14 protein-coding genes are annotated in these 16496 nt (G+C 70.0%); 4 read left to right on the top strand and 10 right to left on the bottom strand.

The genetic code is table 11. From position 1 onward, the window contains the following. The first annotated feature begins 9 nt into the window (after positions 1–9). Positions 10–1086, top strand: a complete 1077-nt coding sequence (locus DJ82_RS12965; RefSeq protein WP_094582012.1) for a CNNM domain-containing protein — start codon at positions 10–12, stop codon at positions 1084–1086. A 70-nt stretch (positions 1087–1156) separates the two neighbouring features. Here DJ82_RS12965 and DJ82_RS12960 read toward each other — a convergent pair whose 3' ends face one another. From DJ82_RS12960 to DJ82_RS12925, 8 genes are all read right to left on the bottom strand, one after another. Further along, positions 1157–1606, bottom strand: coding sequence for a DoxX family protein (locus tag DJ82_RS12960; RefSeq protein ID WP_094525851.1), 450 nt, complete (start codon positions 1604–1606; stop codon positions 1157–1159). A 106-nt stretch (positions 1607–1712) separates the two neighbouring features. Further along, positions 1713–2492, bottom strand: coding sequence for an ABC transporter permease (locus tag DJ82_RS12955; protein ID WP_094582011.1), 780 nt, complete (start codon positions 2490–2492; stop codon positions 1713–1715). Next, positions 2458–3768 carry an ABC transporter substrate-binding protein gene (locus DJ82_RS12950; protein WP_094527253.1) on the bottom strand — a complete coding sequence of 437 codons (1311 nt, stop codon included), beginning with the start codon at positions 3766–3768 and terminating at the stop codon, positions 2458–2460. The genes DJ82_RS12955 and DJ82_RS12950 overlap by 35 nt, the downstream gene beginning before the upstream one ends. After that, positions 3765–4619: an ABC transporter ATP-binding protein gene (locus DJ82_RS12945; protein ID WP_094557616.1), complete on the bottom strand. Its 855-nt coding sequence runs from the start codon at positions 4617–4619 to the stop codon at positions 3765–3767. Before DJ82_RS12945 ends, DJ82_RS12950 begins: the two co-directional genes overlap by 4 nt. 3 nt (positions 4620–4622) lie before the next feature. After that, a complete protein-coding gene (locus DJ82_RS12940) occupies positions 4623–5576 on the bottom strand; it encodes an ABC transporter substrate-binding protein (protein ID WP_094525858.1) in 954 nt (317 codons plus the stop codon). Between the two features lie 788 nt (positions 5577–6364). Next, complete coding sequence (locus DJ82_RS15745) at positions 6365–6637, bottom strand: hypothetical protein (protein ID WP_394338202.1); 273 nt, start codon at positions 6635–6637, stop codon at positions 6365–6367. Between the two features lie 22 nt (positions 6638–6659). Continuing rightward, entirely contained in the window at positions 6660–7253 is a 594-nt protein-coding gene (locus tag DJ82_RS12930; RefSeq protein ID WP_094582010.1) for a DJ-1/PfpI family protein, read from the bottom strand. 400 nt (positions 7254–7653) lie between these two features. Beyond that, entirely contained in the window at positions 7654–8556 is a 903-nt protein-coding gene (locus DJ82_RS12925) for an acyltransferase (RefSeq protein WP_094582009.1), read from the bottom strand. A gap of 241 nt (positions 8557–8797) precedes the next feature. Here DJ82_RS12925 and fmdA point away from each other — a divergent pair, with 241 nt between their 5' ends. The 3 genes from fmdA (at position 8798) to DJ82_RS12910 (ending at position 12933) form a co-directional block, all read left to right on the top strand. Continuing rightward, the gene (gene fmdA, locus DJ82_RS12920) at positions 8798–10069 is read left to right on the top strand and encodes a formamidase (protein WP_094582008.1); all 1272 of its coding nucleotides are present in this window, start codon (positions 8798–8800) and stop codon (positions 10067–10069) included. 15 nt (positions 10070–10084) lie between these two features. Next, positions 10085–11758, top strand: coding sequence for a TCP-1/cpn60 chaperonin family protein (locus DJ82_RS12915; protein WP_094582007.1), 1674 nt, complete (start codon positions 10085–10087; stop codon positions 11756–11758). A 101-nt stretch (positions 11759–11859) separates the two neighbouring features. Then, complete coding sequence (locus tag DJ82_RS12910) at positions 11860–12933, top strand: aldo/keto reductase (RefSeq protein ID WP_094582006.1); 1074 nt, start codon at positions 11860–11862, stop codon at positions 12931–12933. Between the two features lie 371 nt (positions 12934–13304). Here the strand turns inward: DJ82_RS12910 and DJ82_RS12905 are convergent, their stop codons facing one another. Both DJ82_RS12905 and DJ82_RS12900 read right to left on the bottom strand, forming a co-directional pair. Next, positions 13305–15230, bottom strand: coding sequence for a hypothetical protein (locus tag DJ82_RS12905; RefSeq protein WP_094582005.1), 1926 nt, complete (start codon positions 15228–15230; stop codon positions 13305–13307). Then, complete coding sequence (locus DJ82_RS12900) at positions 15227–16489, bottom strand: right-handed parallel beta-helix repeat-containing protein (RefSeq protein ID WP_158217309.1); 1263 nt, start codon at positions 16487–16489, stop codon at positions 15227–15229. The genes DJ82_RS12905 and DJ82_RS12900 overlap by 4 nt, the downstream gene beginning before the upstream one ends. Between the last annotated feature and the right edge of the window lie 7 nt (positions 16490–16496).

The following is a 16496-nucleotide window of genomic DNA, read 5'->3' as shown; positions in this document are numbered from 1 at the left end:
GGAGGAACGATGATCCCGCTCGCGACAGCGATGCCGCCGACCGAGGTCGCCCTCCGCGTGGCGGCCGGCGTCGCCCTCATCCTGATCAACGCGTACTTCGTGGCGGTCGAGTTCGCCCTCACGCGGCTCCGGCAGTATCCGGAGTCGGAGATCGACACCCCCGGACTGCGGCGCGCGTGGGAGATGACGGACGACCTGGAGTTCTACCTCACCACCTGTCAGGTGTGGATCTCCGGGACGAGTATCGCCCTCGGTATCGTCGCGGAGCCGGGGCTCGCGGCGCTGTTCGCGCCGATATTCGCGAACACGGCGTTCGCGTCAGCGGGCGCCGGGTCGCTGCTGGGCTTTTTCATCATCAACATGGTCCACCTCACCCACGGCGAGCAGACCGCGACGTACCTCGGCGTCGAGCGCTCGAAGCAGGTCGCCGGGTACGGCGCGCGGCCGCTGTACTGGTTCGCGTGGCTCATCTCGCCGCTGATCAAGTTCGGCGACTGGGTCGCGAAGGCCACCCTCGGGCTGTTCGGCGTCGAGATGACCGGGTCGTGGACCGAGACCCAAAGCGAGGTGTTGGAGACGCGCGCGGAGCTCCGCAACCGCCTCGGGTCGATGATGGAGGAGGTCGAGCTCCCCGAGGAGCGCCGCGAGGAGGTCCTCAACGCGCTCGCCGTCGACGAGCTCGGCGTGGCGGACCTGATGACGCCGGCCGACGAGGTCGTCTCGCTGTCGACGTCGGCGTCGATCGAGGAGAACCTCGACCGGATTCGCGACACGCCGCACACGCGGTTCCCGCTCGTGGGCGACGGTCCGAACGACTTCGAAGGGATCGTGTACGCCCCGTCGATCGTGAGCCGCTTCGAGGAGCTCCGGGCGGGGGCGACGACGTTCGAGGAGATCGCCGCCCCGCCGGTGACGGTCTCGCCGGAGACGAGCATCAGCGACGCATACGACCAGTTCCAGGCTGAGTCACAGGAGCTCGCGCTCGTCATCGAGGACGGCGAGATCGTCGGGCTCCTCACCGCGACCGACGCGCTGGAGGCGGTGATGGGACAGCTCGAGGACCCGCTCGACGCGGGCGATCTGTAGGCGGTCGGCGTCGACCGCGACGGCGACGGGGGAGCGCTCTCGTCACGGCCGCGACGGCGACGCAGGAGCGCTACTCGAACGCCTCGCGCAGGAACACTAGGGCCCCGCCCAGCATCGCGAGGTTACCGAAGAAGGCCAGCCGCTCGCCGCTCTTGTCGTCCTCGTCGGCGTTCCAGAAGTCGTGCATCGTCGCGGTCACGACCGTCAGGAACGTCACGGCCGCACCCGTCGTGATACGGGGGGCTCGCCACAGCGCGATCCCGATCCCCGAGACGAGCATCATCCCCGACGCGAACGGGGCCGCGAGGTCGGGGGCGGGGACCCCGGCCGACTCCGCGTACTCGATCGTCTCGTCCATGTCGCGGAAGTCCTCGGAGGCCTGCGCCGCCAGTCCGACCCCGAGCAGCACGCGGCCGAGCCGCGAGGGCGCGCCGCGGCCGCCGGTCGTCGGCTCCTCGTCGCCCGGCGTCGTCTCGGCCGCCTCGGTGTCGCCGGCGTCGTCGGTGTCGTCGTCGGTCATGTGTGGACGCACGGTAGCGTGCCACATAAATCGACGTGCGGGATGACGCGGACATCGACGTGCGAGAGGGCGCGGAGCGCGCGGGCGTCGGGCGGCGGTCGCCGACTTATCCCCAGTTCCACCGGGCGTGGAGCCGGCGGACCGACAGGTCGAGCCAGAAGCCGATGAAGCCGATCACCAGCATGATCGCGGGGATCTCCGCGTAGGAGAACCGGTCGCGGGCGTCGAGGATGAGGTAGCCCAGCCCGGTGTTGACCCCGAGCATCTCCGCGGGGACGAGGATGATCCAGAGGATGCCGATCGAGAGGCGGATCCCCGTCAGCATGTCCGGGATCACCGCGGGGACGACGACCCGGCGGAGCAGGGCGCGCGTGTCGCCGCCGAGCGACTCGCCGACCGTGATCCAGTCGTCGTCGATGGTCGCGATCCCGTGGGCGGTGTTCAACACGATCGGCCAGAGGCCGGCCATGAACATCACGAACACCGCCGACCGGGTCCCCACGCCGAAGACGATGATGGCGATTGGGAACCACGCCAGCGGGGAGATCATCCGCAAGAACTGGAAGAGGACCGTGGTCGCCCGCTCGGCCGCCTCGAAGTAGCCGACGACGATCCCCACGGGGAGCCCGACCGTCAGGCAGAGCGCGAGCGCGAGCCCGAACCGGTAGACGCTGACGAGCACGTGGTCGTAGAACTCGGGCGAGACGACGAGCTCGGCGAGGACGGCGACCGTCGCCGCCGGCGCGAAGTTCGTGATGATGCCGCTCCCGAGCGCCGTCACAGCCCACCAGACGGCGAGGCCGCCGAGGAGTCCGACCGCCGGCAGCAGGCGGCCGCGCTCCCCGAGCAGCTCAGAACCGTATCGTCTCCTGTCTCTCGTAGCCATCTTCCTCTGGGACGTCGAACGCCGGCGGGCCGCCGGCTTCTTCTAACGCTGTGCGAACGGGGTCGTACGCGACGAGGTCGTCGGCGACCTCGGCGGGCTCTAACTCGTCGAGGAAGGCGTCCTCGCCCTCCACGCGGGTCTCGCGCATGCGACGGATCAGCTCCTCCGTGTACGAGGGGTACGGGTACGGGTAGAAGCCGATCCGGTCGATGTCCCACTCCTCGTTGCGGATCGCGCCCGATTCGAGGTACGGCTCGTGCTCGTCGTAGTGGGTGAGCGCGCGGTCGATCGGCTCGGGCCCCTGCGGCAGCAGGCCGCTCTCCGCCGAGGAGAGCAGCCGCGCGGCCTCGGACCGATTCCCTCGGAGGTACTGTTGGGCGTCGACGAGCCCGCTCATCACGTCGGTCGTCCACTCCGGCCGCGACTGCACCAGCTCCTCGCGCATCACGACGACGCAGCAGGCGTGCTCGCGCCAGACGTCGCCGGTGAACCGCAGGATCTTCCCGCCGGCGTCGAGCTCGCCGATCGCGTTGAACGGCTCGGCGACGATGTACCCCTCGATGGAGCCGTTCTCGAGCGCCGCGGGCATGTCCGGCGGCGGCGTCACGACGAGGTTCACCTCGTCGTCCGCCACCTCGTCGGCGGAGGAGTCCGTTCGGGGCGTGAGCCCGTGCTCGCGGAGCCCCATCTGGAGGATGACGTTGTGGATCGAGTACCAGAACGGGACGGCGACGGTGCCGCCGCCGAGGTCCGCCCACTCGTCGATCTCCTGTTGGACCGTCAGCGCGGAGCCGTCGGTGTGGTCCCACGCGACGACCTGCACGTTCGCGTCCAGCTCGTCGCCGTAGCGCATCCACACCGTCATCGGCATCAGGAAGTGGGCGACGTTGACCTCGCCGGAGAGGAACGCCTCCGCGAGGTCGGACCAGCCGCGGAACAGTTTCGGCTCGGCGGCGTCGACGCCGTGGTCGGCGAAGTGGTCGTTGGCGTATCCCGTCAGCAGGGGCGCCGAGTCCGTGATCGGGAGGTAGCCGATCTCCGCGGTCGGCGGGCCGTCGCCCTCCCCGCCGCCCCCGAGACAGCCGGCCGTCGAGCCGACGCCGGCCGCCGCGAGCGACGCCAGCCCGGACTCCTTCATGAATTCGCGTCGGGAGAGCCCGCTCGTGCGGGCCGTCTCCGAGGGGTTCCGCCAGCCGGCGCCGCCGACGAGCTCGCGCGCGCTCTCGGCGACATCGGGGTCGACGTCGTCGTGGTTCGTGTGATGATCGTGCGTCATTCGAGTCCAACCGCCTCCAACTGTTCGAAGGTCGCCGCCCGCTCCGCGAGGAACGCCTCGTCGTCCCGCGACCGCGTCTCGCTGTCGATCCGCTCGACGTGTTCGATGCCCGCCGGGACCGGTCCCATTATCGCGACGCGGTCACCGAGGTACACCGCCTCGTCGATGTCGTGCGTGACGAACACGGCGGTGACGCCGAGCTCGTCGACGATCCGCAACAGCTCGTCCTGCAGCTCCATCTTCGTCAGCTGGTCGAGCGCAGAGAACGGCTCGTCGAGGAGCAGCACCTCGGGCTCGTTCGCGAGCGTCCGCGCGAGCGACGCGCGCTGCGCCATCCCGCCCGACAGGTCCGCGGTGTCGGCGTCCGCGACGCCGTCGAGCCCGACGAGGTCGAGCAGCTCGTCGATCAGGTCGGGGTCGGGCTCCTCGCCGCGGAGCTTCGGGCCGACTTCGACGTTCTCTCGCACCGAGAGCCACGGGTACAGCAGGGGGTCTTGGAAGACGACGCCCCACCGGTAGTCCGGGCCCGTCACCCGGTCGCCGTCGATCTCGACGCGGCCGCCGGTCGGCTCTTCGAGTCCCGCGAGCAGGTGCAGGAGGGTCGTCTTGCCGCAGCCGGACGGGCCGAGCAGACAGCAGACCTCGCCGGGGTCGACCGCGAGGTCGAGCCCGTCGAAGACGAGGGTCTCGTCGTACCGCTTCGTGAGGTCGCTGGCGACGACCGGCGCCGCGTCGGTCGCGCGACGGCCGTCGACGTCGGCGTCGGCGCCGACCGCGGACGCGGATTCGGGCCGGACGGCGGACTCCTCGTCGCCGTCGTCGGTCGCCGCCGCGCGGGACTCGAGGGACATCGATCAGTCCGCCGTCGCCTCGGGCTCGTCCTCTTCGGACGCCGCCTCGTCGTCCGGGATGACGCCCTCGTCATCGAGCTCTTCCGCGGTCCCGATGTCAGCGTCGTCGGGGACGAACCCCTTCTCGCGCATCCAGTCCGTGGTCGCGCCGATCCGGTCCTCGTCGGGGGCGCGCACGGGGAGGAACTCGCGGAGCTCGAACTCCTCGCGGAGCCGGTCGAAGTTCACGTCGTCGAAGGCCGCCTTGTCGGCCGCCTCGTCTTCCAGCAGCCCGACGTACCGGTCGGTGTACCCGTCGAGGTCGTCGTTGATGTCGGCGACCGCGCGGTTCAGCGCCGCGAGGAACCCCTCCAGCTTCTCCGGCTCGGGCTGCTCGCGCGTGGTGATGGCGGCGCGGCACGGGCCGTCGAACACCTCCTTCAGCTCCTCGTCGTAGCGGCCGAGCGTGACGAACGGCTCCAGCACCGCGATGGAGTCGACCTCGCCCTCTTTCACCGCGTCGAAGCGCTCCTCCGCCTCGCCGACGTGTTCGAGGACGACCTCGTCGTCCTCGAACCCCTCGTTCTCCAGCATCTCGCGCATCGAGTAGAAGGAGGTGGCGTACTTGTTGATCCCGACGGAGCGACCGCGCAGGTCGTCGATGGTCTCGGCGTCGTCGTCGGCGTCAACGAACACGACGCGGTCCCACTCGCTGTAGGAGCCGACGATGTCGCGGTCGGTCTCGGAGACCTCTTGGACCGCGTTCCACTCGCAGACGCCGTGGGTGCCGCCGTCCTCGTCCATGTCGTCCCACCAGTCGGCGTCGAAGGCGTTCTCGCCCTCGAAGTCCTGCGTCCCGGGCGCGAAGTACGAGAGGTCGGCGTCGACGCCCTCGTCCTCGAAGTACCCGTTCTCTTCCGCGACGTCTTGCACCAGTCTCCACGTGAAGTATTCGTGGGAGACATTGAGATCTGACATCGAATGCTTCTTAGTTTTATTGTAAGGTATAGCTCCGGAAACCGACAAGGATGAGCGGTGCAACCGGCTTCGCGCAAATGTTGCGGCGGCCGAACGGGTTCGGTCGGCGGTTCGGCGGAAACGGGATCGTCGATCGGCTCAAAACGCCGTCTCACGGGCGTTTTCGGCCGAGTGAGCGAACGGTTCGCATCCGAGATAGCAACAATACTTGTTCGTTTCTCCGTCGCCGTCGGGATGTCTGCGCCTCAGGCCCGCTCTATCCGCTCCAGCAGCGTCGCCGTCGCGTCGGCGGCGAACGCCATCGGCCGTCGCCACCACGGCCCCTTCCCCGAGTCGCTGGACAGCGCCGTGACGAGGCGGTTCGCGTCCGCGCCCGCTCGGGTCGCCTCAGGACGACGCGCGGAGCGGCCCGACGCCGCGGGTCGCGGCCGACGGACGACCGCGCGTCGACCGGGGTCGGCGCTTCAGGTGGGCGTTGCGTCCGGCGCTTTAGCGCGTCCGCCGACTCGCGATCGACCGCGGCGTTCGCCGGTCGCCCCGTCTCGGAGCGGTCGCCGTCACCGGACCGGAGCACCCGCTCGACGCGGTACGGCGAAGGTCGCGCCCCCAGTCGGGGGCGAGGTCGGCGTCGGCGGGGGTTCGGCCGTCGACCGCCGCGTGGCCGGACGGCCCTGCCCGTCCCCCCCCGGCGGGGCCGAAGCGACAGCGATCGCGTAGAACAGCCAGCAGGTCGCCCCGGGGCGAGGCGGCGATCCGGGCCGGCCCTTCAACGCCGTGGGGGTCGCACGTTACGTCGCGCGGGTCGCGGCCGTGGGACGCCGGGGAGTCCGGATCCAAGGGACCGGCGTCGCGTGCAAGTCGGAGCGCACCGCGACAGGCGAGGTTCGAGGTGCGTACTTCGGAAGCGGCTCGTCGGACGGGAATCGCTCGCGCGGGAGCGTCGCCGCCGACTCGGGGATCGGCACGTACGCGAACGACCCGTCCGGGTAGACGGGCCCGCGGAAACCGGGCTGGTTCGTGTTGGCGGCGACGTTGACGGCGACGGCGCGTGGGTCGCGCATTAAAAAGGGGAGTCCGGACGGGTCACTCCGCCGCGGCGGCGGGCGCGTCGTGGTCGATCTCGGTGCCGAGCAGGTCGAGGAACCCCGCGATCCACTCCGGGTGGTCGGGCCACGCCTGCCCGGTGACGAGGTTCCCGTCCGTCGTCACGCCGTCGACCCACGAGCAGCCGGCGGCCTCGACCTCGGGCCTGACCGCGGGGTAGGCGGTGATCTCGTAGCCGTCGAGCACGCCCGCGGCCGCGAGGATCTGCGGGCCGTGGCAGATCGACGCGACGGGCTTGTCGGCCTCGAAGAAGTGGCGCACCGCGTCGAGCACCTCGTCGTAGCCGCGCAGGTACTCGGGCGCGCGCCCGCCGGGGACGACCAGCGCGTCGTAGTCGGCCGGGTCGACGTCGTCGAACCCGTGAGTGAGTTCGAAGTCGTGCCCCCGGGTCTCCAGGTACGTCTGATCGCCGCGGAAGTCGTGGATCGCGGTCTTGACGCTGTCTCCGCCCTCCTTCTCCGGGCAGACGGCGTGGACTTCGTGGCCCACCGCCTGCAGCGCCTGGAACGGGACCATGATCTCGTAGTCCTCTCCGAAGTCGCCGACGATCATCAGAATCCGTTGTCCTGTCATGTGTGCAACACCACTCGGATATACGCGCTGCTGTCAAATAACGGTACTGGCGAGCGATGACATACCACGCCGACACCGTGTGACCGACCGCTACCCGCTCGACGGCTATTGATAACTCAATCGCACGGCGCGGCGGCGCGTGCCTGTGCGCGGCCGCCCGCGGCGGCCGCGAACAGCACCGCGCGAGGGACGCGGCGACCGAAGGGAGCCGCGAGGCTGGGGAGACGTGAGGTGCGGTTGTTGTGTTGGGCGGGGCTTTGGAGGTGTTCGCTATCCCTCCGACAGCAACGAGGTATACCCGAGCGGCCGAGGCGTTGGAGGCGCTCCACAGCGGGCTTCGATCAGTTATGTACGGGCCATCGACCGGAGCGGTCGAACCGCCACGCACCGGTAGTCGGTCCTACTTCGGCGGCCGCAGGTCCCGCTGGAACTCGTCGAACTGGTCGAGGTCGTCGGGGAGGTCGTACTCGAGCTCGCGCTCGTCCTGGTTGTCGGGGAGCCGTCCGTCCTCCAGGTCGGCGGCGGCCTCCTCCCAGCCCGGTTTCACGCGGACGCTGCGGGCGGGCGAGCCGACGACGACGTGGTGGGCCGGGACGTCGCCCTGCACGACCGAGCGCGCGCCGACGACGCTGTTCTCGCCGATCCGACAACCGGCGCGCACCATCGCGTCGTAGGTGACGCGGGCGTCCTCCTCGACGATCGTGTGGAAGTTGCGGACCTCGGTCTGATCGACGAGGTCGTGGTCGTGGCTGTAGAGGTGGACGCCGTCGGAGACCGACGCGCGGTCGCCGATCGTCAGCTTCCCCCGGTCGTCGAGGTGCACGTCGTCGTGGATCACGACGTTGTCGCCGACCTCGATGTTGTGGCCGTACGTGACGGAGATCCCCTTGAAAAAGCGGCAGTCGTCCCCGCACTCGGCGAACAGGTGGTTTCCGAGCATCTGGCGGAACCGGAGCGCGAACTCGACGTTGTCCGCCATCGGCGTCGCGTCGAACTGGCGCCAGAGCCACTGGAGGTGCTTCGAGCGCTGGAAGCGGTCCTCGTCCTTCTCGGCGTAGTACTCCGACTCCAGCGTCGCGTTGCACGGGTCGTACCCCTGCAGGCGGACGCGCTCGGCCCGCGACACCGACTCCCCGTCCTGCCACGCCTCCCAGCGCTCGCGGTCGCCGTGGAGGTCGATCAGGACGTCGCGAACGACGTTACAGGTGTCCTCGTCCGAGGAGAGCCGCTCGTCCACCTCGTCGATTAACCCTCGGACCCCGGCCTCTGCGCCGTCGGGGAGGGACACGTGTCGCTTTGTCATCGGGCCACCTTCGTCGCCGTGCTTCAAAGGGATTCGGTTGTGCGGCGGGCGCGCTTCAGCGACCGACGGTCGTGGCGCCCGCGCGCCGGCGATCGTGAGCAACAGGGCGATTCTCGGGACCGGAACTCGCGAGAGGCGACGTATCGGCGGCGAAGAGCCGTCCGAGATCATGTATTTTCAACATAATTATTGATTCAACAACACTTTTGAGACGGTTCGCTGTACTGATACGCGGTACCACATGCCAGAAGTAAAATTCGAGGTCGACGTCGACAGCCCGCCGGACGAGCAGCCGACGGCCAAGCCGTTCAACCGATGGCACCCCGACATCCCGGCCGTCGTGGAGGCGGAGCCGGGGGAGACGATTCGGCTCGAAGCGCTGGACTGGACGGGCGGACAGATATCGGACAACGACGACCCGAACGAGGTCAGGGACGTGGACCTGACGCAGGTGCATTACCTCGCCGGCCCGGTCCGCGTCGAGGGGGCTGAGCCCGGCGACCTGTTGAAAGTCGAGTTCCACGACATGGGACCGCTGAACGACCGCTCCGAGTTCGGCTTCACCGGGACCTTCTCCCAGCAGAACGGGGGCGGCTTCCTCACCGATCACTTCCCGGACGCCGCGAAGTCGATCTGGGAGATCAACGGGTACACCGTCTCCTCGCGGCACGTCCCCGACGTTCGCTACGAAGGGAAGATCCATCCGGGGCTCGCGGGCTGTGCGCCGAGTCAGGAGCTCCTCGAGGAGTGGAACGAGCGGGAGCAAGAGCTGATCGACAGACACGAGGAAGACCCGAGCTCGATCCCGAACCACCCGACCGGGGAGGCGGAGCCGGGCGTCGCGAACCCGCCGACCACGGAGGGCGCACAGATGGGCGAGATGGACCCGGAGGAGGCGGAGGCGGCGGCCGAGGAGGCCGCGAGGACCGTACCGCCGCGCGAACACGGCGGGAACCACGACATCAAGGACCTCTCCATCGGCTCGACGGTGTACTTCCCCGTCTACGTCGAGGGGGCGAACTTCGCGCTGGGAGACTTCCACGCCTCGCAGGGCGACGGGGAGATCACGTTCTGCGGCGCGATCGAGATGGCGGGGTACGCCGACCTGGAGTTCGACGTGATCGAGAACGGCATGGAGGAGCACGGCGTCGACCACCCGATCTTCGAACCCGGCCACCGCGGCCCCAACTTCGAGGACTACGTCACGTTCTGCGGCTACTCCGTGACCGAGGACGGCGAGCAGCGCTACATCGACTCGCACACCGCCTACCGCCGGGCGTGTCTGCAAGCCATCGACTACCTCAAGAAGTTCGGCTACACGGGTCAGCAGGCGCTCCATATCCTCGGGACGGTCCCCGCCGAGGGGCGCCAGAGCGGCGTCGTCGACGTTCCGAACGCGTGCTCGACGCTGGCGGTCCCGAAGGGCGTCTTCGAGTTCGACGTCTCCCCCGGTAACCTCGACAATCGGGCGGACCGCGGCGACCTCCTCGTCACCGACGACCCGCTCGAGTGAGCGAGACGATACGAGATGACGTTCACGACCGAAGCGACGGCGGGAGCGAGCACCGAAAGGGGACCCGACGATCCGCTCGGGCCCGGGAAGGCGATCGCGGCGACGCTCCGGAGCACGCTCGGCCCGAACGGGCTGGACAAAATGGTGATCGACCGGAGCGGAAGCGTCGTCGTGACGAACACCGGCGCGACCGTCCTCGGCGGGCTGGAGATCGACGCCCCGATCGGCCGCGTGATACGGGACGCGGTTCAGGCGCACGCGCGGCACGTCGGCGACGGGACCACTACGACGGCCCTGCTCGTCGGCGCGCTCCTCGACGCGGCCGACGGGCTCGCCGATCAGGGCCTCCACCCGACCTCGATCGTGGACGGCTACGCCGGCGCGGCCTCGCACGCCCGCGACGCGCTCCGCGAGCTCAGCGTGCCGGTCGAGCCGGGCGACGAGCGGCTCCGAGAGGTCGCGTCGACGGCGGTCACGGGCCGCTGGGACGCGGCGTCTGCCCGGCGGTTCGCCGACATCACGGTGGACGCGCTGCGCGCGGTCGACTGCGACCCCGCCCGGCTCACGGTCCACGCGTATCCCGGCGGCGAACTGGCCGACTCGAAGCGGGTGAACGGGATCCTCGTCGACGTCGACGGCTCGTCGACGACGGTCGGCGAGTCCGGGGGCGGCGGCCGCCGAGCGCTCGCGGACCCGACGATAGCGCTCATCGACGGCGAGGTGGCCGTTCCCGCCGCCGAGGCGTCGGGACGGGTGACCGTTGAGAGCCCCGACGACCTCGCGGCCGTCAGGGAGCACGAACGGGCGAGCAGAAGCGGGCTGGTTCGGTCGGTCACGGACCGCGATGTCGACGTGCTCGTGTGTCAGAAGTCGATCGACCACGGGGCGAAGACCGAACTCGCGCGCGCCGGCGTGCTCCCCGTCGAGCGCACCAGACGGGACGAGTTCGACGCGATCGCTCGCGCCGCGAACGCGACCGCAGTGACCGCGGTCGCGGACCTCGACCGGGACGCGCTCGGGGCGGTCGGTTCGGTCCGCTGTCGGTCGGTCGGCGGCGGCGCCGTGATCGAGCTCTCGGGCCTCCCGGGCGAGTCGCACGAGTCGCTCCTCCTACGCGGCGGGACGCCGCACGTCGCCGAGGAGACGAAGCGAATCGTCGAGGACTGCCTCGCGGTCGCGCGTCACGCCGCTCGCGGCGGCGGCGCGGTTCCGGGCGGCGGCGCAGCCATGATGGCCGTCTCCCGCGCCGTGGCCGACCGCGCGTCGGGCGTCGACGATCGGTCGGCGCTCGCGGTGGAGGCGTTCGCGGACGCGGTGACCGTGATCCCGCGAACGCTCGCGAGGAACGCGGGCGCGGACCCGATCGACGCATTGGTCGCGCTCCGCAACCGTCACCGCGACGGGGAGACGGCCGCCGGCGTCGCCCGCTCCGGCGCGGTCCGCGACATGTTCGACGCGGGCGCGGTCGAGCCGGTCGCGGTCCCCGCGCGCTGCCTCGAGACCGCGGTCCGGACCGCGGGGCTCGTGCTGCGCGTCGACGAGACGCTGGACGCGGAGGCGATCGAGGGGCACGGGGACGACGGCGACGGACGCGGTCATCCCGGGGACGACCGTCACGGCCACGGGAGCGACGGCGAAGGTGAAAGCGACGGTCACGCCGGCGGCTACCCGTGGGCGCTGAGCCACTGATCGGGCCGTCCGCCTCCGGCGGTCGCTTATGAATCGGCGCCGCAGTCCCGCGGCGTGGGGGAGACCGCACCCGCTAAGTGTCCCGATCCCCAAATCGGGGTATGCAACAGCGCGAACTCGGGAACTCGGGCGTCGAGGTCTCGGAGATCGGCTTCGGCGCGTGGGTCGTCGGCACCGACTGGTGGGGCGACCGCTCGGACGAACAGGCGGTCGAGATGGTCGAGGAGGCCCTCGACGCGGGCGTCACCTACGTCGACACCGGCGACGTGTACGGCCACGGCGACAGCGAGGCGATCATCGGGAAAGCGATCGACGGCCGCCGCGACGAGGTGACGCTGTCGACGAAGATCGGCTACGACTTCTACGACAACCCGCAGGCCGGCCACGGCGAGCTCCCGAAGGAGCTGAACGAGGAGTACCTCACCGAGGCGTTCGAGGCCTCGCTGGACCGACTCGACACCGACTACGTCGACGTGCTCCAGCTTCACAACGCCAACGTCGACGAGGTGACCCCAGAGGTGCGCGACCTCCTCCGCGAGTGGAAGGCCGAGGGGCGCGTCCGCGCGCTCGGCTGGGCGCTCGGCCCCTCGATCGGCTGGCTCGCCGAGGGCGACGCCGCCGTCGAGTACGAGGAGTTCGACGCGGTCCAGACCGTGTTCAACCTCTTCGAGCAGGAGCCCGGGCGCCACTTCGTCGACACCGTCCGCGAGACGGGCTCGGACACCTCCGTGATCGCCCGCGTCCCGCACTCCTCCGGCCTGCTCAACGAGCAGGTGACGCCCGACACCGTCCTCGAAGACGGCGACCACCGCTCGCACCGCCCGAAGGAGTGGTACGAGACCGGCTGGGAGAAGGTCGAGGCGATCCGCTTCCTCGAGGACCCGGACGGCGTCGAGGGGACCCGCACGATGGCGCAGGCCGCGATCCGCTGGCTGCTCGCCCACGACGAGGTCGCGTCCGTCACGCCGACGTTCCGCGACGGCGACGACATCGCCGAGTGGAGCGCCGCCGCCGACGTGCCGCCGATCTCCGACGCGGAGTACGACCGCCTGGACGAGCTGTACGCCCGCAACTTCGACGTCGACCGCGACGACGGGATGGACGTCCTCCGCACCTCCGTCGACGGCGAGGACATCGAGGCGGCCGGCCTCGACAAGCGCGCCGCGTCGTACTGACCTCGGACCGCCCGGCGTCCCGGGTTCCCGACGTACCGCTCCGACGGACCGTCGCCGATCCGAACCCGCCTTTTTCGCGTCGAGACCGCGGGACTGCGAGCCGTCGACGGCGCTCCCGACCACTTTCGCCGCGCTCCCGGCCGAAACCGCTTTCGCCGCGCTCCCGGCGGAGCGGTGATCGCCCGCGGGCGAGAGCCGCGGCTCGGCGCGTCGAACGTGGTGGCTCGGTAGGAAACCCTCGTCACAAGGGGCTCAGTGGGGGTAACACGTCGTCACGGCCACCACAGTCGCTGGTTGCCGCTTGGCTCTTATAAACGCCACGCGACGCCGGCCGCGAGCGGGCCCGCGGCGCCGCGAGAAGCGAGTGGAGGCTACTCCTCGGCGTCGCCGAACTGCGCGTCGTAGTCGTTCTGGATGTCGATCGTGGTCTGCCGGCTCAGGTCGATGAAGTCCTGGCCGTACCGGTCGTTGGTGATCTCGTCGCGAGTCCGGATGTCGCCGGGGGCCGTGTCACCGGGGAACGGCTGACGGTTGTAGATCGCCTGCACTTCCCCCGTCTGTTCCGCGTTGAGGTCGGCGAAGGCGGTGTCGTACTTCGCCTGACTGATCTCGTCGCGAGTGTACGCCGGGTCGGACGGAAGCGCGCCGAACTGCGCGTCGTACGCGTTCTGCACCTCGATCACGGCGTCGCGATCCAACTCGGTGAGCGAGACGTTGTACCGGGCCTCGCTTATCTCGTTCCGGGTGTCGATCTCGCCGGGGCCGGCGTCACCCGCGAACGGCTGACGGTTGTAGATCGCCTGCACCTCGCCGCTCGTCTCGCTGCCGAGGTCCGTGAAGGCGACGCCGTACTTCGCCCGGCTAATCTCGTCGGGAGTGAACGACGCGCCGTCGCTCGACTCGTCGGAGTCGCCCGCCGACGTCGACCCGCCGTCGTAGTCGCTCTCCACCGTGACCGAGGCGCCGGTCACCGCAGTCACGTTGTAGGCGGTGCCGTTCTCCGTCCCGAGGGCGTCGACGCGCAGTTCGATGTCGGTCGTCCCGACGGCGTGACCGCTGATCGTGAGAGTCGCGACGGTGACGGTTCCGTTGTCGGCGGTGTCCGTCAGCGCGGCCGTGACGTTCACCGAGTGCCCGTCGTCGACGAAGGTGATCTCGGTCGTCGCGTCGGACGCCCCGCCCGACACGGAGGCACCCGTTATCGTGGCGTGAGTCGGGTCCTCAACGGCGACGCGGAAGTCCTGTGCGCCGACGCCGCCGGAGGCGTTCGCGACCACCACCTCGTAGGTAGTCGTCTCGCCGGCGTCGACCGTCTCGCTGGCGTCGTCTGGGTCGTCGGCGTCGGCCGGGACCCCGCTCGGGAGGAGTCGCACGGCGGTCTCGGGGGCCGGGGTCGACTCCGCCGCCTCGACGCCGATGACTCCGGTCACGGAGTCGTTCTCGGTGGAGACGCCGTGGCGGTGCGATCCGGGGTCGACGTCGGTCGCGTTCACGCCGCTGAACGTGACGGTCTCGCGGTCGTGACTCGCGAGCGTTACCTCGCGTGCGGCCACGGTCTCGTTGCGGTCAAGCGTCCCGTTGCCGTCGAGGTCCAGCCCGTACCGGACCGTCTGAGTCGCTTCCAAGTCGCCGTCGTTGGTGACCGAGACGGAGACGTTGAACGGCTCGCCTTCAGTGACGTTGTGAGACGCGTTCAGCCTCGACACTCGGAACGCCGCCGGGTCCGAGTTCGGTTCGACGGTGAGCGAGGCGCCGCGCACGGCGGTGACGTTGTACGGGTCGCCGGCCTCGGTAGCGAGACCGTCGACGCTCAGTTCGACGTCGCTGGTCCCGGTAGCGTCGCCGCTGACCGTGACCGTCGCGACGACGACGCCGCCGTTCTCCGCGATGTCCGTCGGTCCGGCCGTCAGGTTCGCCGACGAGCCGTCGGCGGCGATCGAGACGCCGGCGGCCTCGTCGGACTGGTTCCCACGGAGAGAGACGTCGGCTATCGAGGCGACACTCGGATCGCCGACGCTGACGACGGCGGCGTGGTCGCCGACGCCGCCGGACGCGTTCGCGACGACCACGTCGTACGTCGCCGTCTCGCCGACCCGGACCGTGGAGTCGCTCGCCCGGAGCTGGACCTGCGTCTCGGGAGCCGGGGCGGGATCGGCCTCCTGTACGAACGGGACGTCGAAACCGCCGGTGGGGCCGACCCCGGCGATGGCCCCACCGACGCCGGCAACTCCGATCACCGCGACCGCCACGAGGACGGCGACGGCCTTCGTGTTCAGCGTCGCTGACGCGGCGCTCATCGGCTCGACACCTCCGTGAACAGCCGCTGCACGTCGACGGCGTCCACGGTGCCGTCGTCGCTGAAGTCGAACGCGTCCGGGTAGCGCCGGACCAAGTCGTCGTCCCGGTTCGCGAACAGGGCGTCGACGTCGTCGGTGTCGACGTCGCCGTCGCCGTCGACGTCCTCGTAGCGACCGTCCCCGTCGGGGTCGGTCGGTTGTCCCGAGCGATCGCCGACCGTCTGCCCTCCGAAACAGACCGGGTCGCCGTCCCGGACGGATTCGACCGCCCACGGGACGAACTCGACGTCGCCGACGACCTCGTCGCCCGCCGGTTCCTCGGTCGGGTTCCCCTCCGCGTCGGGACCGGTCGGGTCGCCCCAGAAGTTACAGGACGCTCCGGCGGACTGCTCCGACTCGTTCCGGATCCCGAACGCCTCGTTGCCCGCGATATCGTTGGCGGTGAACTCGTACTCGGGGGCCGAGTCGCCGAAGCTCTCCGTCACGCCCGACAGTTGGATCCCGATCCGATTGTCGACGAGGGCGTTCTCCCGAACCTCGCCGCCGCAGGAAGTGAACTCGATCCCCGGTCCCGCGTTTTTTTCGATATCGTTTCCGGCGATCGTCGCAGAGCCCAGGTCCGTCGGCCCGACGAACCCGATCAGCCGGAGGCCGAACCCCTCGTTGTCGGTGACGGCGTTGTCGACGAACGTTCCCTCACCGGCCTCGACGCCGGCACCGTTTTCGCTGACGGTGCTGCGCCGCAATTCCATGGAGTGACCCAGGTCCGTGGACACCGCCGCGTCGCGGTTCCCGCTCAGCGTGCTCTCCGTTATCGACAGTCGGGTGCCCTCGCCGGGACCGACGCCGAGGTCGTTGTCGGCGACGACGGAGTCGCGGATCGCGATGCGCCCATTCGGCGCACCGCGAACTCCGACGGAGCTGTCCGTGACAGAGACCTCTTCGAGCGCGACCTCGCCGCCCGGGGTGCTAACGGAGGCTCCCGCGCCGAAGTTCGCTATCCGCAGGTCTCGGACGACCGCGCTCTCGTCAAAACCGAGGTCGAAGGTGAGTCCGATCCCCGAGCCGTCGCCGGAGATCGCGTGCCCGTTGCCGTCGAGCGTGACCCCCGGACCTAGGGTGAGACAGTCACCCTCCGTCTCGAGATCTGTGGTAAGCACGTACTCGCCCGGTTCGGTGAGCGAGGTGCATTTGTCGACTTCCGTCGGCTCGGCGGCCGTCGTGGAGATCGACGAAAGCCCCACGAGAGTCCCCACCACCACGAGA

This window comes from Halorubrum sp. Ib24, assembly GCF_002252745.1.
Taxonomy (GTDB): domain Archaea; phylum Halobacteriota; class Halobacteria; order Halobacteriales; family Haloferacaceae; genus Halorubrum.
Note: the sequence above shows the minus strand (reverse complement) of the source record. Positions and strands in the feature narration are given on the sequence as shown.

Excerpts from the sequence above, each read along its gene's own strand:
- DJ82_RS12960 (WP_094525851.1), bottom strand. The coding sequence starts at position 1,606 with ATGACCGACGACGACACCGACGACGCCGGCGACACCGAGGCGGCCGAG.
- DJ82_RS12910 (WP_094582006.1), top strand. The coding sequence starts at position 11,860 with ATGCAACAGCGCGAACTCGGGAACTCGGGCGTCGAGGTCTCGGAGATC.
- DJ82_RS12905 (WP_094582005.1), bottom strand. The coding sequence starts at position 15,230 with ATGAGCGCCGCGTCAGCGACGCTGAACACGAAGGCCGTCGCCGTCCTC.
- DJ82_RS12940 (WP_094525858.1), bottom strand. The coding sequence starts at position 5,576 with ATGTCAGATCTCAATGTCTCCCACGAATACTTCACGTGGAGACTGGTG.
- DJ82_RS12965 (WP_094582012.1), top strand. The coding sequence starts at position 10 with ATGATCCCGCTCGCGACAGCGATGCCGCCGACCGAGGTCGCCCTCCGC.
- DJ82_RS12930 (WP_094582010.1), bottom strand. The coding sequence starts at position 7,253 with ATGACAGGACAACGGATTCTGATGATCGTCGGCGACTTCGGAGAGGAC.
- fmdA (WP_094582008.1), top strand. The coding sequence starts at position 8,798 with ATGCCAGAAGTAAAATTCGAGGTCGACGTCGACAGCCCGCCGGACGAG.
- DJ82_RS15745 (WP_394338202.1), bottom strand. The coding sequence starts at position 6,637 with ATGCGCGACCCACGCGCCGTCGCCGTCAACGTCGCCGCCAACACGAAC.
- DJ82_RS12925 (WP_094582009.1), bottom strand. The coding sequence starts at position 8,556 with ATGACAAAGCGACACGTGTCCCTCCCCGACGGCGCAGAGGCCGGGGTC.
- DJ82_RS12950 (WP_094527253.1), bottom strand. The coding sequence starts at position 3,768 with ATGACGCACGATCATCACACGAACCACGACGACGTCGACCCCGATGTC.
- DJ82_RS12955 (WP_094582011.1), bottom strand. The coding sequence starts at position 2,492 with ATGGCTACGAGAGACAGGAGACGATACGGTTCTGAGCTGCTCGGGGAG.
- DJ82_RS12945 (WP_094557616.1), bottom strand. The coding sequence starts at position 4,619 with ATGTCCCTCGAGTCCCGCGCGGCGGCGACCGACGACGGCGACGAGGAG.
- DJ82_RS12915 (WP_094582007.1), top strand. The coding sequence starts at position 10,085 with ATGACGTTCACGACCGAAGCGACGGCGGGAGCGAGCACCGAAAGGGGA.